The following is a 22,978-nucleotide window of genomic DNA, read 5'->3' on the forward strand; positions in this document are numbered from 1 at the left end:
ATGTGAGGCACCGGGCGATGGCTGGTACTCCAATGCGCATACATTATCAGCTTGTTATTCATTAATAATATCTTGCCTTAACGCGTTAACTAAACTATCCGCAACTTTTTTGTCCAGATTGGACAAGTCATTTTGAATGGCTTTAAGGACTTCTTCGGCTTTAAGGGAGGTGCTTATAAGACGCCCTTTTTCCAAGGGTGGGATTCGGGTTGTATATCCGCCTACCCATAAGCCATGGGCGAGTAAGTGGTGTGTCATCATGTCTGCAGAGAAGTGCTTGAGGCCATGTTCGACAAAAATGTCTTTCAGTTTCGACATGCTTGCATAATAAGCCATGCTCGATGGGGAGCCGATGGCGACGACATCGCCTGTCCCGTAAACGCCATTCTCAGTAAAATTGCGCAATCCTAAACTCCAATCCAGAAAAATTATTTTTTCGCTATTGCAAATTTCAGCGATTTGAACCCAATTGGTGTGATCAACGGCATGGAATTCTAAATCGGGACGCAAACGGATAACCAAATCATACTGCTTGCCAATTGCCTGTCCGTGTTCTTGTGCCAGTTGGTTGCAGGCGGCGATTTTATGGCGCATTTTCTGTTGGTTGTTGAAACTTGCGTAGGGAAGTGCTTGGTCATCTTCAACGATAACAGAATCCGTTTGGTAAAATTCCTTAAGCTGCTGTGCGGTGACCGAGGTATTCTCATCAAATAATGAAAAGACGGTCGGCAACATTTTTTTAATGTCGTCATAGGAATATGGGTTTCCCAATAAAAAGTCCTGATACGCCCGCAAAAAATTTCCTTGAAAAACCCTAGGTGCATTTATGCCTGGGTAGGGAATTTTAAAGCCGACATCTTGCCAAGTATGGACAAAAATATCTGGCTGCAAGGGTTCGACAATTGATTTTTGGATGGCGGCAAACGCCTCCTTATAACCGCGTAATTGCCCGGATATACATAGTGCCACGTTGAGGTCTTTTTTGGGGGGGAGGGGCTGATCCAGGCGGTTTTTATGGAACACTGGCTTTAGCGGTTTATCAACAGGTGGATGCGGTTTAATGGGTTTGCCCGGATAAAACGTTTTGGTTAATGCTTCCTTATAACCGCGTAATTGCCCGGAAAGGGATAAGGCCATATTCAGTTTTTGGGGTTTGCCGTGACCTGGGTGATTGGCCTGGAACAAGGGTTTTAGTGCCTTATCAACGGCTCCAAGCGATTTAATAAATTTGCGTTTTGGATACAGCGCATTGATTTCAGCCAGCGTCAGCAGTTCTTTCTGTAAAAAGTGGGTAAAAATATTTTTAAGGACAGCCTTATTTTCTGGTACACAAAAATGGGGCAATAGTTTGAGTAACATTTTTTTGTCATCAAATACCGTTAGGCAAGGTTCCTGGGGATAATAACCGCGTATGATCAAACTGGCTAACAGGCAATTGGCAGCGTGCCGCTCCCTTGCCACTTTTGAGAATAGGGACAGGACAAAATTTTCGCTGGTCAATCCCACTAACGGGGACGTGGCTTTGCATAATTCGCTGAAAGAAAACTGGGCAAAATATTGTTCAACGTGTCCCAAAACATAAGCGCTAACATCATTGTGTTTTGTCTGTTTGGAAAAGAGAATTAGCAATATATATAAATTAATGCCAAGTAATGGCGGGTGGTCGTGGGTTATAAGCAATAAAAATACCGGCTTAAAATAGGCCAACAGCGCATTGAAGGCGTTAATGTTATTGTTTTTAACAAACATTAGCTGTGTAGCAAAGCTATTTTGATTCGCTAATGCTAGGATGAGAGGTTTGGGGAAACGCATTAAATGGTTGATATTTTGCGGGAAAGCCAATGAGTAATCGAAAAAACTCTGCATTACATTAACGGTAATAGGATAGTGGGCGGCATGTATACATAACTCGTGGACGGCTATTGGGGTCTTTTGCCCAAACAAAAGTAACAAGTACTTATCCAATAAAAACGGGTTTTGGGTTTGTACAAACCCAACATGCAACTTGTTGGCCGCCTCTAGTTGCCTGCCCAATGCCGATAACTCCGCAGTGGCTTCAATGTGGGCGCGAATATGGAGGGGGTTGTATTGGCAAATGGTTTCAAATTGGGCTAAAGCCAGTTCCTTATTGCCTGCCATCCTGGCGGACAGGGCGAATTCCCATAAAAAACTGATGTCGGCCGGATTTTTTGCCAAAGCCTGCCGAAACCATTGCTCCGCTTCTTCAAAGCGCCCTAGCTCTTTTAGCGTGATCGCCAATTCACTGTATACCCATCCATTTTCAATTTTATTATCAACAAGCTCCATTAATTGCTGCAAACAAAGTTCATATTTTTTTTGAAGGCGGTTGCATATTGCCCGATGGGTCTTCGTAATAAAATCATTAGGCACACATACTAATGCGTTATCGAAAAAGCTTTCCGCCTCACTAAACAAACCTAAGTCCCTACATTCGATTCCGGCTTCCAAGTACGCTTGGGTCTGATACGGAGCCAACGCAATCGCTTCCTTAAATAGGGCTAATGCCTGTGGCTTGTCCTTCCCTTGCCTAGCTTGTTTTCCTTTCTGAATTAGCTGATCGTAAATAGTTGTCATTGTTTGCACCTAATTATTAATCGGGCATCATAGTTTATGGCTATGTCACCATCAATTTTTGAAAAATTTTTACTTTCCGACAAAAGTCATCTTTAATGCGGCTTGTGGTTTTCGCCGAAAGCCACGTTGTTTAAGGCTTCCATAATTCACGGTGACATGGCCTAGTTATAGTCTTAAGCTAACGTTCAATAAAAATCTTCCCCAAAGTGTGGGGCGTGGGTACGGGTATTGCCAGATAATACTCGTCCATGCTTTTTATCCGGCAATTGTCGGGAAATAGCAAATCGGAGTATTGGATACTTGATTAGCATTAAATGTTTGGTAGGGGGTTCAATGGAAACTGTTTCTTGGAAAAATCTACGTTTTGTGGGTCGGTTTTATCCCGGGCTTTATAAAGTCGCTCGCGCTCTAGTTCCCCACGTAAATGGATGCCGGATTGGCTCGACCAGGCCGTTGTCCGTGATGTGCCACTAGCCTTCGACGAAGCGCATGCTTTATTGGCCAGTTAGATACGAATGGCTCACCAACGTCGGAAAAGTCAGAAAACGGGGGGCAACTCTGACAGTGATTGACCGCCACACTATTTAATATTTTTTTAAGGGCTTGTCAAACAGGCATTGTGCGTCTTTCCATTGAAACGGGGCGCCTTTGGAATCTAGGTAACAGTTGGGACAGATATGAAGTAATTGAGGTGGGGCGCAAATTTGTCGTGGGGACAGACGGAGCGCCTGTCCCCACACGTTACAGCCTATTTATTTTGCAGAAAAATCAAACAAGCTGGTCAAATCGCCAATGGCGGGTTGGTTGGCGGGCAGGTAAGGGTTGCTGCTGGCAACCGGGTTGGGCAGGTTATCACGGCTACGCGCTGACAATGGCTGTAAGCCCCAGTTATGCTCAATAAACTTTAAGATTGAAGCATGGTCGTGGTAAACGTGGTCAACATGACCTTTTTTGGCATAAGGCGATACGACCAGAAATGGGATCCGTGGGCCGTCTCCGAAGAAATCAATGGGTTGGATAATGCCGCCATCGAAATAGCCACCACCTTCGTCAGTCGTAATGATGATCGCGGTGTTCGCCCATAATGCCGGCTTTGCTTGGACTTTATTGACTAAGTCATGGATAAACAATTCATAGGCCACGGGTGCGGAATACCCTGGATGCCCGCTATCAAGGTTTTTGGGGACTACGAATGAAACGGCCGGCAATGTTTCGTTGCTGACATCGTTTAAAAACGTTTCCATACCTTTCAAATGGTCACGCAAGGCGGGGGTGTTGACCACCTTTGATGAGGCATTATGCGCATCACCTATACTGTTGTACACAACGGTTTGGGTTGTGGAATAAGTTTTGGCATCGACGATTTGGGTGCGGGTCGGTTCGGGTATGTCTTTGGGCACTTGGGAATCTACGAATGCATGGACATACGGATAAAGGTTGTCGTTCAGCACGTCGCCAGCGTCACGGCCTGCGGTATACCATTTCCAACTGACCTCTTTGGCTGATAACGCTTCGCCAATGGTAGGGACGGTTTGTGGGGGATAAACGAATTTGTCTGCGCCCAATGCCTTGGGGCTTCCATCAACGTTGTAAGGTGTGTCGTAATTGTTGACGAGATAAAACGCGCCTTTTTCACAGTTACTGGTGCGGTTAACCAGGGTAAGCAATCTAAGGATTGACCTGACGCCAGGTTGTTTGGCATCTGAGCAGTTCACATAAGAGCCGCCTGCATAACCATCCTGCGTGTAAAAATTGTCAGTCCCAGCTTTTGGGTTTGGGTTTTCGATTTGGTTGGCAGGCGGGGCCGCCAACACGCCATTGTTGTTATAGACGGCGACATCCCCCGTTGCGATGGCAAAAAAGTTTGCCCCGGTCCCGCCCATGATGGATTGGTGGAAGTTATCGCTCAAAGCAAAGTTCTGTGCCAGCTGCTTGAATATAGGCGCGTCACCTTGGGACATATTGAAAAAGCCCATCAACTCGCCGCCTTGTTGCGCATTGCCTGGTGTCGGGCCATTGGCGCCGTTGTCGCCACCGGTACCGGCTGTCGTGGCCACCCAAGTGAACAGGCTGTGGTTGCGGTTGTTGCCCGCCGTTTGTTGCCACATTTGGAAGAACCTATGCACCGGGTCGCCTGTGGCAGAATTGGCTGAACCATAAGGGACATATTTGGTGATTTGGAAGGGACCGTTAGGCAGGTCGGCAGGGAAACGGGGATCAGGCGCCGGGCCTTCAAACTGCAAAGTGCTGGGATTCAAGATGCCAGTGCGTAAAGGTTGCGGCAAGGTTGCATACGGTGCGCCTTTGGGAGGCCTTGCATTGTATCGGTCAGTGAGGTTAACGCCTTCAAGCTGCAAAGCCCTAGCGAAATTAGAGCCTGGCGTGCCATCGGCTTTGATGATACGGCGTGACAATAGGTTATTGATTGTTTGGCCTTTTGCTGGTTTATAAGCACCAAACAAGGTGTCAAATGTGACGTTTTCGCCGATGACCACAATAACGTGCTGGATGGGGGTTGCGGTTTCCGGTGCGGTGGCCAAGGCCATGCCGCTATTGGCCGCTACAGAAATAGCGAGCGCCAGCGATGAATAAAACAATGATTTCTTACCGTTCATTGGGATGTGCCCTTATCAGGTGGATTAGAATTGTAGGATTACAAACGAATTTTATAATCCCCTAAAGGATGCCTGTTATTTGTTACTCGCTAATGACAACGCCATGGCCGGAAGGAAAAACCGCCTAAGAAAAGTTTTTTCTGGATACCTGGCCTTTGGCCAGTCCCAGGAGCTGCTGTTCCTATGAGGTTGGCGGCAAAGTGCAAATGCTTATATGCGCCAGATAAGGGGATGGTGCTCGGCTGTTACAACTCATTCAAGGGGGGATGGCTTGTTCAAACCAGGGGAGGCCAGAAGCCACTTTTGGGTAGTGGTTTAACAGCCTGTTTTTGAAAAGCCTGCCTCCCTGTAAGCCGGATTTGCTTCGTGGCCTTCGTTCCTGCAAGCCATGCCGGAACGAGGGCTTTAAACAGGACAGCCGCTCTGTATCGCCGTTGGTTTTTGAATCCCCGGCATCGCTGTGCCAATGGCGGGTTTTGGCCGGGCGGCTGTTTGCTGATCGCTGCCAAAATCGGTCATTGCAGAAAGTCCTCCAGCATTTTTGTCCGTTTTTCAGTCCAAAACGTTTTCCAGCTTCCGGCGCTGACGTTTGGATATTTCACTTTGCCGAAACTGACCCAGGCATCACGGTATTTGAGCCATTGCCGCTGGGTGCTTTTGATGCCATCTTTACTGACCGTGCCCCAGGAAAAGCCTTTGTCCGTTTGGATTTTCTTATAAACCGCGTTCAGCTTGGCATCGGCAGCGGCGAACTGTTGGTCTGTGAAGCTAGGGAGCCGGCCTTTCTCAAAGGCCGCCAATGAAGAAAGCAAATCGTCTTGAAGCGAAGCGTCTGCGGCAATGACAAATGCCGTACGGGCAGTGCCGCTTTGGTCAATTTCGTTGCCGCTACGCGCTTGGAAAAATTGCCGGGCCGATTTTTCCAGTAGGCTAAAGGCGTTTTTCTCTTCTTGGCTCCACGCTCGGGTCAAAGCCGCCCAGTTTTCAGTGCGTGCCACTTGTTCGATGCGGTCATTATGGGCCGTGCAAAGCCCCATCATCATACCGCTAGTGATGTCATCGCAAATATCAAAATCCGTTGTCCCCGGCCCTTGTTGCCGCAATTGCTGGAGATGCCCGATCCTGCCTTCATTTTCAGCTGGCGCACCGTCAACCGCACAAGCCAGCTTAATGGCAAGGCCGTAGTCCCGGTTGGCGCCTTTACCATTGGCATAAACCATCATCAGGATAGATGCCCCTTGGAACGGTGATTCTTCCTTGCCCAATTCGGAGTAAGCACACGCTTTTGCCTGTTGATAATCCGCCGCTTGCCCAATGCCATAGTAAAGCGCCTCAGAGTCGCAATCTTTGAGCATTGGGAGGGTCTTGGTATCAGGCCGGTCTTGGGCGGGCAACTCAAGGTTTTTGGCGTGCCCACAGGCGTCCTCCCAAGCAGTTTGGGGATTAGCAAAAGCCAAGAAGGGGGGCAGGAAAAATAAGGCGGTTAAATGGGGGCGTAAGGCTTTCATAGGATTCCTAGGTGAAAATGTTAAGGGCTGGCCTGATAGGCTTAGTTTCCCGGTTTTGGGCATAGCCGCCAGTCACTGCTGATACTAAGCGGTGCCGGGCTTTACCCCGGCACCGTGTTCCAGCAATTGTTCGAACTCCGCCAGCGGCATCGGTTTACCGAACAAATAGCCTTGGTAGTGTAGGCAGCCTTTGTTCAGGAGAAGGCGTTGCTGCACCTCCGTTTCCACACCTTCGGCGATGACCTCGATGTTTAGGCTGTGTGCTATGGCGATGATGGTGCGTACAATCGCCTTGTCGCTGTTATCGACGGCAATGTCACGCACGAACGACTGGTCGATTTTGATCTGGCTGAGCGGTAGCCGCTTGAGGTATTGCAGGGACGAATAGCCTGTGCCGAAGTCGTCTAGCGAGAAGCGGATGCCCATCCCGTTCAAGGCATTCATGATGGCGATGGTGCCGTCGATGTTTTCCAGCAACATGCTTTCGGTCAATTCCAGTTTGAGCAGCTGCGGATCAATGGCATGCCGCCGCACGGCGTCTTGCACTTGCGCCACAAAATCGGTATGGCGGAATTGTTTGGCGCTGACGTTTACCGAGAGCTCAAGGTTACGGGTAAGCGCCGTTTGCTGCCATGCCTTGAGTTGTGCGCAAGCCGTCTCCAACGCCCATAACCCGATGGGTAGGATCAAGCCAGTTTCTTCCGCCAGCGGGATAAAATCCACGGGCGGAACGAGTCCGTGTTCGGGGTGTGTCCAACGGATCAAGGCCTCGGCGCCGATAGGACGCCGCGAACTGTCCACCTGTATCTGGTAGTAAAGATGGAATTGCCGGTTTTCAATGGCTTTGCGCAAGGCATTTTCCAGGGCGGCGTTGGTGTCAATGCTCGCCTGCATTTGCGGGTCGAAGAAACGCAGGGTGTTGCGGCCGGTTTTCTTGGCCTGATACATGGCGATGTCGGCTTGTTTCAGCAGATCTTGGTAAGGCAGTTCATGGTCGCTGAACAGCGCCACGCCGATGCTGCCGCTATTTTGGTATTCGCCCATGGAAAACTGGTGGCTATGGTCGAGGGCGGCCAAAATTTTGTTGCCGACCATTTCCGCTTGTGCCGCCGCTTCAGTGGCGTGCGGGCTTAAGTCTTCCAGCAAGACGACGAATTCGTCACCGCCCAGCCGCGCAACGGTGTCGCCTTCGCGCACGCAGGCGCCCAGGCGTTCGGCGACTTGTTGCAGTAGCAGGTCGCCGGTGGCGTGGCCGTAGGTGTCATTGAGGCTCTTGAAATGGTCGAGGTCCAGGAACAACAGCGCGCCCCGCCGTTGGTCGCGCGCACTGGCCGCCAATGCTTGCTGGAGGCGGTCTATCAGCAGCCGCCGGTTGGGCAGGCGGGTGAGCGGGTCGTAGAATGCCAGATTTTCGATTTCTTCGGCGGCCGCCTTGATTGACGTGATGTCGATCAAGGTGGCGATGTAGTGGCTGACCTTGCCGTCCGGGTCGGTCACGGCGGTGATGGTGATATGCTCGGGATAAATTTCGCCGTTCTTGCGCCGGTTCCAGATTTCGCCGTGCCACGCACCCGTCCGATGAATGCAGTCCCACATGGCGTCATAAAAGGCCGCATCGTGCCGCCCTGATTTGAGCAGGTTTGGGGTTTTGCCCACAGCTTCTGCTTCGGTGTATCCGGTGATGTGCGTAAAGGCGTGGTTGACCCGCAAGATCCGCCGGTTGGCATCGGTGACAAACATGCCTTCTTGGGACTCGAAGGCGGTGGCGGCGACGCGAAGTTCCGCTTCCGCCTTGAGGTCTTTGGTGATGTCTATCATCACCCACATGATTTCGTCAGTGGTAGGGTCTAGCATCATGCCGGACAAATCAACCCATATGGGTTCCCGGTCTTTGCGGATAAATTCGACCTTTGTCCGGTAGACGTTTCCAGAATCCAGGGACGGATAAGCGGCATTGCCAAAAGCGTGGTAGGTTTGGACAGTCGGAAATAGGATGCTGGTTGACAAGCCGAACAATTCATTTTTGCCATAGCCCAGCATTTTTTCGAATAAAGGGTTGCTCCAGGTTATCACCCGGCCCCTGGTTTTGGCGATACCTACCAGTTCAGTATCCAACATCGCCTTTTGTTCACGCGCCAAAACCTCAAGCTGCTCGGCAATGAGCTTGCTTTCAGTGATGTCGACACAGGAACCGATGTAGCCTTCAAATGCCCCGTTGTCGACGAACCGCGGCACGCCGTTGTCGTGCACCCAACGGTATTCCCCATCATGCCGCCGCAAGCGGTACTCCATGTGGAATGGCTCGCGCCGGTCAAAATGCCCGGTATAAATATCGAGGCAGCGCCGGAGGTCATCAGGATGGACCCCCTCCGCCCAACCATTGCCCTTTTCCTGGGCCATGTTGCGTCCAGTGAAATCCAGCCAGGTCTGGTTGAACCAGCAACAGAGCTTGTCGGTGCCGGCCAACCAGATTAAGACGGGGGCGGCATCCGCCGCGAGCCGGAAACGTTCTTCGGCTTCATGGGCCAAAGCTTCCAATTGCATGCGCTCGGTGGCGTCCGTGATAAACCCATGCCACAGGACGCTACCGTCCTCCAGCTTTTCCGGCCTGGCATGTCCGGAAAGCCAGCGCAGCCCTTTTACGGGAAGGTTGACCCGATATTGCAGGTGCCAGGGTTGCAGGGTCTGTGCGGAATGTTGGATCGAAGCGGCTATCATGTCGTGGTCATCGGGGTGGAGGATGGCAAACACCGCCGATGCGTCTTCGTGTACCTGTTCAGGAGCCACTTCGTAGATTTCCCGGATGCCGCCACTGGCGTAAGGGAAACTTGAACGCCCGTCCGGGAACAGCCGGAACTGATAAATCATGCCCGGCACCTGCCTGGATAACTTGGCGAGAAGTTCATCGCTGGCTTCCAATGCCAGACGTTTCTTGAACCCATGGTTGACGCTCACCCCAAGGAACAGGCCGATGCTGGCCAGCGTCCAGAGAAAACCGTACAGATAGGCTATGCCCTGTTGCAGGGTGTCGCGCACAAAGGGGCCGTGCCCGATGGACGTGCCGTAGATGGCGAACAGTGAAATCAGGGACAGTACCGCCGCCAGCACACCGATAGGGAAACGCACGGCGACCCAGATGATCAACGGGAGGGTCACGAAGGAAAGCGGAGGCAGGCTTTCCGGAGTGGCCATAAACAGCTTGGCCCAGAGCCAAGCCAATAGTATCGCCACCCCCGCTAGCTCCAGTAACTTGGCCGTTGGGAGGAGGCCTTTACGGAAATGGGGAAGGGTAAGCAGACATGGCGCCACCAGCAATATCCCCATGCTATCGCCTACCCACCATGCCAACCAGGTTTGCGGGATCTTGGAGATGGGCAGCAAACCGTTGAGCCATAAGGATGACACGCCAATGACGGCCGCCGGAATGGGGGCAACCAATACCGCTGCCAGAATGAATGTGAGGATGGATTCCGGATCCTCGAAAATATCCGCGACACCTTGCCGCCTCAGCCACCACACGGCGGCCAGCGCTTCCAAGGTGATGGCAAATGCCGCTGGCAAAATATGGCTTACCGGGTTGGGGAAGATGAAAGTGCTGGCCAGCAGTGAACCGGTTATCACGCCAACCACGGCACGCCTGCCAAACCACCACAACGAGGCAAAGGCAAAACCGGCGGGAGCCCAGAACAGGTTGGTCAGGGTGCCGTAAAAGGGCAGCATCGCCAACATGCAGCCAATGACATACAGCGTCGCCACCACCCATGTGGCCAGCACCCATGGGCGCCAGCGTTGGGGCTGACTACGTTCCAGCATATCAAGCAAAAAAGGTTTTTTACTCATCGGCTATTTACCAGGGTCTGCCGCCAAGAAACTGGAGGGTACGTTTAGGGGTTGTGGCGGCCAGTGGCTCCATGGCCTTTTGCACCGGTCTTAATTCAGGGCCACGATAAGGTACCCCATCCCGGATAGGGTGAAGCGTAGTGTAAAGGCTTGCGTCTATTGGGTGAGGGCTTTCTAAACTTAATCACCGGGCTTCTTTCACAATCTGCCTGATTATGCCCCAGACCGTTGAATTTTGCGATAAAAGCGGCTTTTTGCTTGATGGATAGGGTCGGCGTTGATTGGTCTTGGGGCCAGTTCCACCCTATTTCAATGCCCAGATACCCCATTCTTTAAGCGACCCTGCCGCCCGCTTTTCGGCATGGGATCAGCTTACGGGGATCGGTCGGCCCTGGCGGCCATGCGGCTTATTTTACCTGCAAACACACGTCAGCTAACCCATACGTTAAGGAATCGCCGATTTGTTCAGCAATTTCTTAATGATATAAGCTCAATAACCCAATCCAACCCTGACAATAATCCTTGTAGCCTTTCTGGCCGGCAAATATGCCGCCAAAACCGCTAAAATTAAAACCACCACCAACCAAATCCCCTCCGCCGTCCAAGCAAAGACAAAATCCAGACGGATGCCCAGCATGGTGATGCCGAGTTGTTTGGCGAGCGGTTCGGCGAGCAAATAGGCTAGGGGGATGCTGACCAACCAAGCCAGCAAACCGTGGAACAAACCTTCGAGCATGAACAATTTAAAAATGGCGGACGAGCTGGCACCGATGGCGCGGAGTACGCCGATTTCGCGGGTGCGTTGCAATACGCCGATGGCGAGTGTGCCGGACAGACCAATTGCCCCGACAGCGGCGATCATGCTGGCTAAGCCAAGCAACATGCTGGTTAACGGGCGGAATTGGTTTTGCGCGAATTGGCGTTGTTCGAGTTTGGCGAGGGTGGTGTAGATGTCGAGTTTGATCTGCTGCTCGGCGAAGGCGATTTTTAGGCTGTCGGTGTAGGTTTTTTCTTCGTCTAGGTTGTTGATGTTGGCGGCGAGCAGGGCGAAGGAATGGCGGTTGTCGGTTGAAATGCTGCTGAGCGGGGCGTACACGGGTTCGACGGCGTAGCCTGAGCCTGCGAACCAGCGGTAGAAACCGATGACTTGCCAATCGGTGGTGGTTTGTTGGGTTTCCAATTTTGGAATAGGTGCGGTTAGGTTAAGCCGTTCGTGGTGAGCCTGTCGAACCATGAGCGGCTTAACCGTTCTCCCTTCGACAGGCTCAGGGCGAACGGTTAAGCCTTGATCGTTTAGATGTTTCATGGATATTTGCTGAAAAACCTTCACTTGCAAGCTATCGCCCACCTCAATCCCATTCAATTCAGCCGTTGCTGCATTCAAAACCAAATGCTGTTGCCCATCATCAGATTGATCAAACCAACGCCCCGCAACTATTAGGGGCTGGTACATTTTTGTTTCGACAGGTAAGGCGATCATCTGCACACCCAAACTGCCGGATTGTTTTATCAATTGCCCGTGTTGCGAAAGTTCGGCGGGTAGGCGGTTCCAAAATTCTACGGCGGTGGTCGGCGCAATGCCCTGAACGATGGGTATGATGGTGTCTGCGGCTTGGTCTTGGCTGAACCCTAAGCGCACGGCGTAGCGGCTACGCGCCAGTTCGTTGTCCAACGTTAATTTGACGGACGCAATCAAACTCATAATGATGATGAACAACACGCCCGCAATGATTAACACGCTTTGCGTCCAAAACAACCGCGCTTTACGGCGTAGCAAATTACCCAAGGCGACGGCGTAAATGGTTGGCAGCAAACTGGTGGCGCGACGCTCTAGCCAGCGGTCAAAACCGCCGCTGGCAAAATCCGCACCCAAACCATAACTGGCGAGGGCTTGCCGTACCGACATCACCGCGCCTTTCCAGATGGGCCAGATTGCTGCCAATAAGGGCGCAGTCAGACCGCCTACGATCATGAAAACCAGTGCGCGGGGCGAATAGGCAAAATCTGCCAATTCGATATTGAACAAGCCCAACAACCAGCAGCTGCTAAAAAACGCGCCCGCCCAGCTCAACGGCACGGCAATCACCAACGCAACCAGCGACAAAATCAGCACTTCGCTTAAGTAAATGCTGGCAATGGTCCAACGGCTTGCACCCACGGATTTCATGATGCCGATTTGGTCGGTTTGCTGGGTAATCAATGCGGCGACGGTGTTTGAAATCAGCACCGAACTTAAAGCCAACGATGCCCACGCCATCACCGTCAGCACCAAATGGATGCCCGAAAAAATCGCCCGTCCCCAGTGTTCCTCAGGGTTTTGCAACAGCGTGGCGTTGACGGCGATGCCGGATTTCGCCAACTCGGCGCGGAGTTTTCCGGCGATGTCGCGGGCTTTGTCGGCTGAGTAGGGCTGTTGGATTTGCACCAAGACTTGCCGGAAGCTATGTGCCGGAATGCCAAACTTGGGTGCCAATTCGGGCGCGATGAAAAAATGCAATTGCCCACCAAAGGCAGGCGGTTTCACGAAGGGATGGCGGATGATGCCACTTAAGCTGAGTATTTCTGAGCCTTTAGCCGTGGCGAATTCGATGCTGTCGCCGATGTTGAGTTTGGCATACTGCGCCGATAAGCGTTCGGCGGCGATGTGCTGGTTTTTGGGAAAATCGCCGGACACCAAGCCCATCAAGTCATAGCGTTGGTTTTGGTAATCAGGCCGGAAAATCACCGTTCCCGTCTGCCATTTTGAAGATTGCGGGGTTTTGTATTGCGCGGTGAATTGCGTCAGCAAGTCGATATTGGCAACGCCCTCGATATTTTTCAGCGTCTCGGCAATCGCCATATCGGCATCTTGGCGCAGAATCAGGCTGATGTGCGAGGGTTGTGATTGCCGATGGGCGTTGTCCATGCCGCCTAATTGCAAATCCATCATGCCCAATAAAGTGCCGATGACGAACAGGCCGATGGCGATACTGGAGATGGCTAGGGCGGTGCGTGATTTATGAGTCAGAAGATCAGAAGCAATCTTGGAATAAAAAAACATGTTTTTTTACTCCGAATGCTGACTATCGTGATGAATCCGCCCCGCATGAATGGCAATGCGCCGCGATGCCGATTGCGCCAGTTCCTCGTTATGCGTCACCATCACCAGCGTTTTGCCTTGTTGTTGCAAGGTGCTGAACAACGCAAACACGGCATCGGCGGTGGCGGTGTCGAGGTTGCCGGTGGGTTCGTCGGCGACAATCAAGGCCGGATCATTCGCCAAAGCACGGGCAATCGCCGCCCGTTGTTGTTGACCGCCAGACACTTGCCCTGGCAATTGCTTGGCCTGCGCGTCCAGTCCGACCAAATTCAGCAAATACCGCGCCCGCTCCAGCCGCTCACGTTTGGGCAATTTGCCGACAAAATCCATCGGCAACTGGATGTTTTGCAAAAGATTCAGCGACGGCAACAATTGGAAAAATTGAAAGACAATCCCGACATTAACTCCACGCCATTTCGATAATTGTTCTTCTTTCAGCTTGTGCAAAGCCGCGCCGTTGATCTGCACTTGGCCTTGGCAAGGGCGGTCGATGCCTGTCAACAAATTCAACAAAGTCGATTTGCCATTGCCCGACGGCCCGACGATGGCAACAAATTCGCCAGCGGTGATGGTCAGGTTGATGTCGTGCAGCACAGGCGTGGTAATTGGTCCCAGTGTGTAGGCTTTATGGACGTTATCGAGTTGGATGATGTTGGGCATGGCGGGATTTGGGCTGGTATTATTAGGAAATGCTGGTAGATTCTAGCATGTGGCACAATTTGCGTAGGGTGGGCAAACAGCTTTATCGTTTGCCCACCTTCAATCGGATAGACCGGTGGGCAGAACCGCTTGCCCACCCTACAAATGAAACGGTATGAACCCAACACAAACCCTCTGGCTAATCTTCGCCAGCCTCTGGGCGGTAGCCGAAATCGCCATTGTGATAAAAACCCGCACAGCCAATGAAGCGAAGTCCGCCGCGTTCCGTTCGGCTAAATGGATTTGGTGGGCGATCATCGCCGCATTAATAATGGCTTTGGCTTTCAAACGCTGGCAATTAGTGCCGATCCCGCTGGATTACCAATTACGGCAAATCATCGCGTTATTGCTATTTAGCGTTGGCTTGGCGTTGCGCTTTTACGCCATCGCCAGTCTGGGGCGGTTTTTTACCACCACGGCGATGGTGCAAGACCAGCACCAACTCATCAACCACGGCCCGTACCGCTTCATCCGCCATCCGGCTTATTCAGGCTTGTTAATCAGTTTTTTCGCGGCAGGTTTGGCGATGGGGGATTGGCTGGCGTTGTTCAGTTTATGCGCCCCGCTGGCTTATGCCTTGGCAAAACGCATTCAGTATGAAGAGTCGTTGTTGATAGGATATTTCGGGCAAGTCTATTATGATTACTGCCAACGTACTAAGAAATTGATTCCTTGGGTTTATTGAGGAGTTACCACATAATTTTTAACATTAACTGGAAATTTAATGATTCAATTTTTATACAAATACATGCCTTTAAGACCTAGTTTTTTTAACGAACCAATGTTGAGGGCAACTCCAGTTACCGCGTTGAACGACCCGTTTGAAGGCTTATTCAATAAAAATCAAGTTATTAATGCAAGTCGTCATCAAACGAACTTTTTTAAAGAATCCGGCATTGAAGATGTAAATGAATTCGAAGAAAATGAAACTGAAGAATTAATGAGTGTTATACAAAGTGATTTCTTTTCGTTAGGTATAATTTCATTTACTGAAGACCATATTAATCCACTTATGTGGGCACACTATGCTGATGAGCATAGAGGTATGGTGATCCAGTTTAAAACAGAGGTTCCATTGTTTTCTGATTCTTTTAAAGATGTCGAAGGCATAGGTAAAACTCGATTTGGGAAAGCTTATTTAGGTGATGTTTTCGAATTCCCTGAACGCGTGGTTTATCGTAGAGAAACTCCATCGTTTGAGCATAAAGAAGATGCAGAACCAGAATCAATCAATGAATATCATTGGAATAAATTTAATAAATCGATATTGTTTACTAAAGCAAATGATTGGATTTACGAAAAGGAATGTAGAAGTATTGTCAGATTGCAAGATGCGGATCGAATAATATGCAAAGACCAAAAGGAAATTCGTGAGATTTGCTTAAAACATTCTGAAATTGAACTGATTGAATTAGCTGATGGATTCATTCAAATAACGTATCCGAAAGGTTATGAAATGTATGAAGAAATGGGAGATGAAAGTATTAAGAATGAAATTTATTTTCTGTCAAACGATATGAATAATCCACCTGTACATTTATTTAGGATAGATCCAAATTGTATTAGGGGAGTCTACTTTGGATGTAAAGCAAAATATTCATCTTGTTTGGATAACATACGTGATAATGAAAATTTAAAACACTTGAATGTAAATAAAATGGAGTTGGCAGCTGAAACATATGCTTTGTTAGCATCCAAGCTAAAGATGTAGCAATATCATCTTTACCTCACATATATTTAGGATGTGCTACCTGTCGTCAGTACATCCTACAAATCCAAAATTATAAATCCCCAAATTCCCTTTAACCCGTAACCCTACCCAATCCATGCCCGAAAAAAAACATATCGTAATTATTGGCGCAGGCCCTGGTGGCTTGTGCGCTGGAATGCTGCTTTCCAAACGCGGCTTTAAAGTCTCTATTTTTGATAAAAACAGCGAAGTGGGTGGACGTAACCGACCCATTCGCTTAGGAAAATTCGTCTTCGACACCGGCCCTACGTTTTTGCTGATGAAGCATGTGCTGGATGATATGTTCGCGTTATGCGGACGGCGTAGCGCGGATTATCTGGATTTTATCAAGCTGGATCCCATGTACCGCTTGCTGTTTTCTGACCGTGCCGTGCAGGTGTATTCCGACCGCGAGAAAATGCGTGAACAACTCAGTGATGCCTTTCCTGAAGGCAGCACGGGCTATGATGCCTATCTGAAAAAAGAAGGGGCGCGGTTTGAAAAGCTATATCCGTGCATCCAATGCGATTATTCCAGCCTGAAAGCGTTTTTCTCGTGGGATTTGCTCCGCGCTGTGCCTAGCCTGGCGCTGAACCACAGCGTGTTCACTAATTTGGGTAAGTATTTTAAAGAAGAGAAAATGCGTTTGGTGTTTTCTTTCCAATCCAAATACTTAGGCATGTCGCCGTGGGATTGTCCCGCTTTGTTTACCATGCTGTCGTATTTGGAACACGAGTACGGCATTTATCATGTCAAAGGCGGTTTGAACCAAATTGCGGCGGCAATGGCGAAAGTGATTATTGAACAGGGTGGGGCAATCTTTACCGACACGGCGGTCAAGTCGCTCATTGTTGACAACAAAACCGTCAACGGTGTGCGTCTGCAAGATGGTAGTGAAGTGCTGGCGGATGAAGTGATCGTCAACGCCGATTTTGCGTATGCGATGACTAATCTGGTCGAGCCGGACGCGTTGCAACAATACAGCCCTGAGAAGGTCGCGAAGCTGGAATATTCTTGCTCGACCTTCATGCTCTATTTGGGCTTAAACACCCGTTACGATTTGCCGCACCACACCATCGCCTTTGCCGAGGATTACGTCACCAACGTCAGCAATATTTTCCACAATAAAACCTTAAGCAAAGATTTTTCCTTTTACGTGCAAAACGCCTGTGTCAGCGATGACACGCTCGCGCCGGAAGGTAAATCGGCCTTGTATGTGTTAGTCCCTATGCCCAATAACGAAAGCGGTTTGGATTGGGAAACCTTGTGTGCGGAAAAACGCGAACAAGTCTTGGATATTATGGAAACGCGGATGGGCTTGACGGGCATCCGTGAACACATCGAATGCGAGAAAATCATCACTCCGCAAGCGTGGGAAACCGAGGAAAACGTGTATCGAGGTGCTACGTTTAGCTTGTCGCACAAATTCAGCCAACTGCTTTACTGGCGACCCCACAACCAATTTCAGGAATTGCGCCAGTGTTATTTGGTTGGCGGTGGTACGCATCCGGGCAGTGGTTTGCCGACCATTTATGAATCGGCGCATATTTCGGCTAAGCTGATTTGTAAGAAGTATGGAGTAGTTTTTGGGTTGGAATCTTAATACTTTTTTAAACAATGGCTTAGGGTTTAATTTAGGAGAAATAACCATGTCCCAAAAAACACTCTTACGGATTTTAATCTTAGGTGAAATCATTTCTCCTTTGATAGGCGCAATAATTGATCAGTTTTTTCCTCAATTATTGCCTAAAGCTTTACAAGATTATTTTACTAGTTCTGATTCATCGGAATTTCAATGGGGAGCCTTCTGGATATTGTCTATATTGGGAATTGCTTTTGCTTACTTGGCATCCCTCTATGGACTTTGGCGATTAAGATCATGGGCGCGTTGGTTGTATACTTCATTATTCTTGGTATATTTTTACCCCCCGTTTTTTGAGCCTACCGTTTCCTCCGCGATTGCCAATATCTGTTCAGAACTGTCTAGCGGCTGCTCAGGCGGAATCTTAGTGCTAATTTGGGTTTCTGAAATTAGCCGTGAATTTAGCAATCAACCCCGAAAAAGTGTAAAGGAATATTTCAATACTGGAATTGCCCCTATACTGATTTTGCTAATCTGCGTGTTCGTAAGTAGTTTATTAAGCGTGGCGATGACAGGTGATCCCATTGTTGGACAACCTTGGAAGACTTTTGAAATTATCCTGTTTTCTTTCATTATGTATTGGTGGTATTACCTCGATAAAGCGCAGCATGATTATCGGGCGGGGAAATGGCTGAATATGGCTGTGGTAGGTTGCGGAATTATTGCGGTTCCCGTTTATTTATTTCGTTCCCGACCATTGCGGCAGGCTGTTATGGCTTTTTTGATGTTTTTGCTAGTTATTGTTGGTGTTGGTGTTTCATTTATGGTTGGCGGAGGGATTGGTAAAGTTATTATTGATTTAGATGGGTGTGAAACCGTATTTAATCATAGTGTTAATCAATCAATATAATAAAAACAATCAATTTTATTTATAGGTAATTCGCCCGTATAGTGTTTACCAAGCCAGACGACAAGCCTTTTCAGCTACTTAAAGCGAAAGGCTCGGCTTGAACCAAACACTCATTAGGAGAATTACCATGAAAACACATACCAAAACCATCATTGCCATGATTGCGGCTATGGCTATCACCAGTATTGCTAATGCCGATACTGACACTTCCGGCACTGTTGTTTACGATAGCCCTGCGGCGATTTACACCATCCACAATGCGCCTAATCCCATTCCGGCGCGGGTGGTTGAAAATGCCGAGATGGTTTATGTCAGTCAAGCCAATGGGCCGGCCATTTATAGCTACCCAAGCAATGTCGGGCAAAAACCAGTCAAATTGCAGATGATTTATGTCGACCAGGCTTATGGCCCGGCGATTTACAGTTACCCACACAGCCACAAACACTAATGGCGGCTTTAAAACGTGGAGACGGTTTTCGCCTCCACGGATAAAGTAGGGTAAGCTGCTATTGAAAAAACCAATTCAAGAGACACTTTTTATCCTGCCCATGAACCAGCAAATCACCGCCATCTCCGCCTTAACCGAACAAGCCTTAAACAGCTATCCGATCACCCAAGCCAATGAAATTACTGGCATCATGGCATCCGCACAACAAGCTGCGACTATCTGGGCGCAAACTGGCATCAAACAGCGTGTAAACATCCTCTCACACTTGCAAGCCATTATCTTGGCGGATTTTGACCCTATTACCGAAGTTATCATGTCAGCCACCGGCAAGGTGAAAACCGAAGTCCTACTGGGCGAGATTTATTTTGTCTTGGAGCTATTGCGCTACTATCAACAACATGCCGCCAGCATACTCGCGCCACGTCCTATCCACACCGCACCATTGGCCTTTCCTCAAGCGAGCGCGGCTTATGAAAGAAAGCCTTATGGCGTGGTGGCGATCATTTCGCCGTGGAATTTTCCATTTCAACTGACTTTAAGCCCGTTGTTGACGGCTTTGTTCAGCGGCAATGCCGTGGTCTTCAAAATGTCCGAACTCAGTTTGCCCGTGGGTGAATTGATAGAGGAATTATTGGCAAAATTGGACTTGCCCGAAGGCTTAGTGCAACAAGTCATCGGCGAAGCGGACACAGGCACAAAGCTTATCAACGCCCGTCCCGATTTGGTATTTTTTACCGGCAGCGTGGCGGCGGGCAGGGCGGTGATGACTCGTGCGGCGCAACATCCTATTCCGGTAGTTTTAGAGTTGGGTGGTAAAGATGCCATGATTGTCTTTGCCGATGCACATTTACAACGCGCCGTGAAAGCCGCCATGTATGGTGCATTCAGCAATAGCGGGCAAGTTTGCGTGTCGATTGAGCGGTGTTATGTTGAAGCTTTGTGTTATGCCGAGTTTGTCGGGCAATTGGTCGAAGCGGTGGCGGAGATCACCGTCGGACATGGTGCGGTCGGCGATTTGGGTGGTTTGACCAGCCTAAAACAATTTGCTGTTATTGAAGCCCAATATAATGATGCGCTTGCCAAAGGTGCGAAAGCATCGTCGCCATTACGATTGGAAGGCCGTTACTTGCGTCCGGTAGTGTTATGGGATGTGACCCACGACATGCTCATCATGCGCGAAGAAACCTTCGGGCTCTTATTACCTGTGATGGCGTTCGAGTCGGAAGCTCAAGCCATTGAATTGGCAAACGACAGCGAATTTGGTTTAAATGCCAGTGTCTGGAGCCGCGATATTGCCAAAGCCGAACTAGTCGCCAAACAATTGAAAGTCGGTAATTGGGCGGTGAATGATGTCATCAAAAACATCGGTCACGTCGGCTTGCCGTTTGGCGGTGTCAAAAACAGCGGTTTCGGGCGTTATCATGGCGCGGAAGGCTTGCGGCAATTCACTTACACCGTCGCCGGACTGACCAGCCGTACGACCCTGGATGACGAACCCAATTGGTTCCCCTATTCCGAAACCCGTTATCAGGAAATGCGTGCGTTTATTGATTTGCGATTTGGGGCGGGGAGCTTATATCAACGGATTGCCAGAAATTGGCGGAGATTGCGGGCGTTCCAGAAGTATTCATCACTAAATTTGCGCCAACATTGTCGGAACTTGTGGATTTTCATTACAAAAAATAGCAATTAGTGAATTGTAAAACCAAAAACTTGACCGTTTGAAATATATGCCAAGGCCAGAATGCTTAACCCCGTTTTAATCAGACCCATTTTTAAACTGAATAGAGATTTTGAATGAACAATAATAAACCCCACATCGTCGTCATCGGCGCTGGACTCGGTGGCCTGTCCGCCGCGATTTCCTTGGCTTCCGAAGGTTTTAGCGTCGATCTGCTGGAAAAAAACGACAAAGTTGGCGGCAAATTGAATGTCTTGGTAAAAGACGGTTTCACCTTCGATTTGGGGCCGTCCATCCTGACCATGCCGCATATTTTCCGTAGGCTGTTTGAGCGCGTCGGCAAAAATATGGATGATTACGTCAGTATCCAAACCGTTGAGCCACATTGGCGCAATTTCTTTGAAGATGGCAGCACGCTCGACTTGAGTTCCGATCCGGTGGTGATGAAACAGGAGTTGGATAAATTAGGCGCGGATACGGTACGGCAATTTGACAAATTTCTGGCGTATTCCAAACGGCTTTGTGAAGTGACGGAAAACGGTTATTTCGCCCACGGTTTGGATTCGTTCTGGGAATTGCTTAAGCACTACGGGCCAGTGAAAAGTTTGCAGGAGTTCGATGTTTTCCGCTCGATGGATCAGGGGGTCAGAAGATTCATCAAAGACCCGAAACTGGTCGATGTGCTGAATTATTTCATCAAATACGTCGGCTCTTCACCGTATGACGCACCGGCTTTGATGAATTTATTGCCATATATCCAGTTTGGTTATGGTTTGTGGTATATCAAAGGCGGCATGTACGGCATGGCGGAAGGCTTGCAAAAATTGGCAGTGGAGTTGGGGGTCAATATTCACGTCAATGCCGAAGTGGTCGAAATCCAGCACGAAGGCGGACGCGCGTCGGGTGTGCGTTTGGCGGATGACAGGGTGTTGGCGGCGGATATTGTCGTCTCCAATATGGAAGTGATTCCGGCTTATAAAAATCTGCTGCAAGGGCAGGAGGGTGAAATCCGCCGCTTGGAAAAATTCGCGCCTAGCTGTTCCGGTTTAGTGTTGCATTTGGGTGTGGATACGATTTATCCGCAACTCGCGCATCACAATTTCTTTTATTCCGACCATCCGCGTGAGCATTTCAAAGCCATTTTCCACGATCACCGCTTATCGGAAGACCCCACCATTTATCTGGTCGCGCCGTGCAAAAGCGACCCTAGCCAAGCGCCACGCGGTTGTGAAATCATCAAAATCTTGCCGCATATCCCGCATCTTGATCCTGATAAACCCTTGTCTGCCGACGATTACGCCACCATGCGCGAGCGGGTCTTAATTAAACTAGAACGCATGGGCTTGACAGATTTGCGTAAGCATATCGTTTGCGAAGAAAGCTGGACACCTGTCGACATTCAGGCGAAATACTATTCCAACCAAGGCTCAATTTACGGTGTGGTGGCTGACCGTTTTAAAAATTTGGGTTTTAAAAACGCCCAACGCAGCAAGGTGTTGAAGAATTTGTATTTTGTCGGTGGCAGTGTCAATCCCGGCGGCGGGATGCCGATGGTGACATTATCCGGGCAGTTGGTGCGGGATAAGATTTTGGCAGATTTGGCGAAGTAAAGCCGTTAAAGCTGGGTATCATGTGCGTAACTGTCTAAGTTTACGATGCAAGCAATGAAGGTTTGCACAGCCCATATTCAAGGAGCACAAACTGGGATTTGTACTCCTGTTAAAATTTATCGCTTTATCACTGTTTCATTACCAGTAACAAAGCAAAGCAACCTACTATAAAGGCTGAATAAAATATGGAAGGTATTAAATTCACCTTACTCGCCCAAAAAGCCAAGTAACAAAAATAAAAGCCAGATGAGAGCATCAGTAAGCTAAATATTTGCAGGTATTCGGCTATAACCTCAAACCCAGAGGAGATATGCCAAGTGGAGTACGAAAAACGTGGGGATAAGGCCAATCAAAAGCCGGATAACAATATAAAATAATGAAGGTTTTTTACTGGTTTTCAGTTCCAAAACGGCTTTGTCTTGTTGGGTTATTTCTGCTTGCCTTGCTGCGGTAAAAGCAATTTCTTCGGATGTCCAATCATTTTTATCCATAAAAAGTACTCTTGTGGTTGTTACGTCATGTTATGTGGGTAGGGTTCCGCTAATGGCTTTTGCCCTTAGGGAATCGGCGATTTGTTCAGCTATTCCTTAGGAAATGTTGTGTAGATGCTTTATGGGGGGACAGGCATTCCGGCCCCCTACGCCGGCAGGGCAGGGAAGGGAAGGGAAGGGAAGGGAGGCAG

At 49.3% G+C, this 22,978-nt stretch carries 14 protein-coding genes; 7 read left to right on the forward strand and 7 right to left on the reverse strand.

Annotated elements, in window-relative coordinates; genetic code table 11:
* Positions 1-54: 54 nt before the first annotated feature.
* From METMI_RS0113570 to METMI_RS0113600, 6 genes are all read right to left on the reverse strand, one after another.
* The gene (locus METMI_RS0113570; RefSeq protein ID WP_019866835.1) at positions 55-2,595 is read right to left on the reverse strand and encodes a tetratricopeptide repeat protein; all 2,541 of its coding nucleotides are present in this window, start codon (positions 2,593-2,595) and stop codon (positions 55-57) included.
* A gap of 752 nt (positions 2,596-3,347) precedes the next feature.
* Positions 3,348-5,210: an alkaline phosphatase family protein gene (locus METMI_RS24075; protein ID WP_019866836.1), complete on the reverse strand. Its 1,863-nt coding sequence runs from the start codon at positions 5,208-5,210 to the stop codon at positions 3,348-3,350.
* 515 nt (positions 5,211-5,725) lie between these two features.
* The gene (locus METMI_RS0113585; protein WP_019866838.1) at positions 5,726-6,718 is read right to left on the reverse strand and encodes a lysozyme inhibitor LprI family protein; all 993 of its coding nucleotides are present in this window, start codon (positions 6,716-6,718) and stop codon (positions 5,726-5,728) included.
* Between the two features lie 84 nt (positions 6,719-6,802).
* Positions 6,803-10,558 (reverse strand): EAL domain-containing protein, encoded by a 3,756-nt coding sequence (locus METMI_RS25530; protein WP_019866839.1) that lies wholly within the window; start codon positions 10,556-10,558, stop codon positions 6,803-6,805.
* A gap of 490 nt (positions 10,559-11,048) precedes the next feature.
* A complete protein-coding gene (locus tag METMI_RS27890) occupies positions 11,049-13,598 on the reverse strand; it encodes an ABC transporter permease (protein ID WP_019866840.1) in 2,550 nt (849 codons plus the stop codon).
* Between the two features lie 6 nt (positions 13,599-13,604).
* Positions 13,605-14,297: an ABC transporter ATP-binding protein gene (locus tag METMI_RS0113600; RefSeq protein WP_019866841.1), complete on the reverse strand. Its 693-nt coding sequence runs from the start codon at positions 14,295-14,297 to the stop codon at positions 13,605-13,607.
* A 154-nt stretch (positions 14,298-14,451) separates the two neighbouring features.
* Between METMI_RS0113600 and METMI_RS0113605 the strand changes: the two genes are divergently transcribed.
* The 7 genes from METMI_RS0113605 to METMI_RS0113635 all read left to right on the forward strand — a co-directional run bounded on the left by METMI_RS0113605 (position 14,452) and on the right by METMI_RS0113635 (position 22,296).
* The gene (locus METMI_RS0113605) at positions 14,452-15,021 is read left to right on the forward strand and encodes a methyltransferase family protein (RefSeq protein WP_019866842.1); all 570 of its coding nucleotides are present in this window, start codon (positions 14,452-14,454) and stop codon (positions 15,019-15,021) included.
* Between the two features lie 39 nt (positions 15,022-15,060).
* Positions 15,061-16,047 carry a DUF2971 domain-containing protein gene (locus METMI_RS0113610; RefSeq protein ID WP_019866843.1) on the forward strand — a complete coding sequence of 329 codons (987 nt, stop codon included), beginning with the start codon at positions 15,061-15,063 and terminating at the stop codon, positions 16,045-16,047.
* Between the two features lie 115 nt (positions 16,048-16,162).
* Positions 16,163-17,668 (forward strand): phytoene desaturase family protein, encoded by a 1,506-nt coding sequence (locus METMI_RS0113615; protein ID WP_019866844.1) that lies wholly within the window; start codon positions 16,163-16,165, stop codon positions 17,666-17,668.
* 46 nt (positions 17,669-17,714) lie between these two features.
* On the forward strand, positions 17,715-18,557 hold the full coding sequence (locus METMI_RS0113620) for a hypothetical protein (RefSeq protein WP_019866845.1): 843 nt from the start codon (positions 17,715-17,717) through the stop codon (positions 18,555-18,557).
* A gap of 127 nt (positions 18,558-18,684) precedes the next feature.
* Complete coding sequence (locus METMI_RS0113625) at positions 18,685-19,005, forward strand: hypothetical protein (RefSeq protein ID WP_019866846.1); 321 nt, start codon at positions 18,685-18,687, stop codon at positions 19,003-19,005.
* A gap of 61 nt (positions 19,006-19,066) precedes the next feature.
* On the forward strand, positions 19,067-20,698 hold the full coding sequence (locus tag METMI_RS0113630; RefSeq protein WP_232215226.1) for an aldehyde dehydrogenase family protein: 1,632 nt from the start codon (positions 19,067-19,069) through the stop codon (positions 20,696-20,698).
* Positions 20,699-20,802: 104 nt separating this feature from the next.
* A complete protein-coding gene (locus METMI_RS0113635) occupies positions 20,803-22,296 on the forward strand; it encodes a phytoene desaturase family protein (protein ID WP_019866848.1) in 1,494 nt (497 codons plus the stop codon).
* A 293-nt stretch (positions 22,297-22,589) separates the two neighbouring features.
* On the opposite strand, the gene METMI_RS0113640 is transcribed toward METMI_RS0113635, so the two are convergent.
* Positions 22,590-22,787, reverse strand: coding sequence for a hypothetical protein (locus tag METMI_RS0113640; RefSeq protein ID WP_019866849.1), 198 nt, complete (start codon positions 22,785-22,787; stop codon positions 22,590-22,592).
* Positions 22,788-22,978: the final 191 nt, after the last annotated feature.

The organism is Methylovulum miyakonense HT12 (genome assembly GCF_000384075.1).
GTDB classification, from domain to species: domain Bacteria; phylum Pseudomonadota; class Gammaproteobacteria; order Methylococcales; family Methylomonadaceae; genus Methylovulum; species Methylovulum miyakonense.

Bases quoted from the DNA above. Each gene is read 5' to 3' on its own strand.
- METMI_RS27890 (WP_019866840.1), bottom strand. From the start codon at position 13,598: ATGTTTTTTTATTCCAAGATTGCTTCTGATCTTCTGACTCATAAATCA.
- METMI_RS0113615 (WP_019866844.1), top strand. From the start codon at position 16,163: ATGCCCGAAAAAAAACATATCGTAATTATTGGCGCAGGCCCTGGTGGC.
- METMI_RS0113610 (WP_019866843.1), top strand. From the start codon at position 15,061: ATGATTCAATTTTTATACAAATACATGCCTTTAAGACCTAGTTTTTTT.
- METMI_RS25530 (WP_019866839.1), bottom strand. From the start codon at position 10,558: ATGAGTAAAAAACCTTTTTTGCTTGATATGCTGGAACGTAGTCAGCCC.
- METMI_RS0113635 (WP_019866848.1), top strand. From the start codon at position 20,803: ATGAACAATAATAAACCCCACATCGTCGTCATCGGCGCTGGACTCGGT.
- METMI_RS24075 (WP_019866836.1), bottom strand. From the start codon at position 5,210: ATGAACGGTAAGAAATCATTGTTTTATTCATCGCTGGCGCTCGCTATT.
- METMI_RS0113570 (WP_019866835.1), bottom strand. From the start codon at position 2,595: ATGACAACTATTTACGATCAGCTAATTCAGAAAGGAAAACAAGCTAGG.
- METMI_RS0113620 (WP_019866845.1), top strand. From the start codon at position 17,715: ATGTCCCAAAAAACACTCTTACGGATTTTAATCTTAGGTGAAATCATT.
- METMI_RS0113600 (WP_019866841.1), bottom strand. From the start codon at position 14,297: ATGCCCAACATCATCCAACTCGATAACGTCCATAAAGCCTACACACTG.
- METMI_RS0113625 (WP_019866846.1), top strand. From the start codon at position 18,685: ATGAAAACACATACCAAAACCATCATTGCCATGATTGCGGCTATGGCT.
- METMI_RS0113585 (WP_019866838.1), bottom strand. From the start codon at position 6,718: ATGAAAGCCTTACGCCCCCATTTAACCGCCTTATTTTTCCTGCCCCCC.
- METMI_RS0113605 (WP_019866842.1), top strand. From the start codon at position 14,452: ATGAACCCAACACAAACCCTCTGGCTAATCTTCGCCAGCCTCTGGGCG.
- METMI_RS0113640 (WP_019866849.1), bottom strand. From the start codon at position 22,787: ATGGATAAAAATGATTGGACATCCGAAGAAATTGCTTTTACCGCAGCA.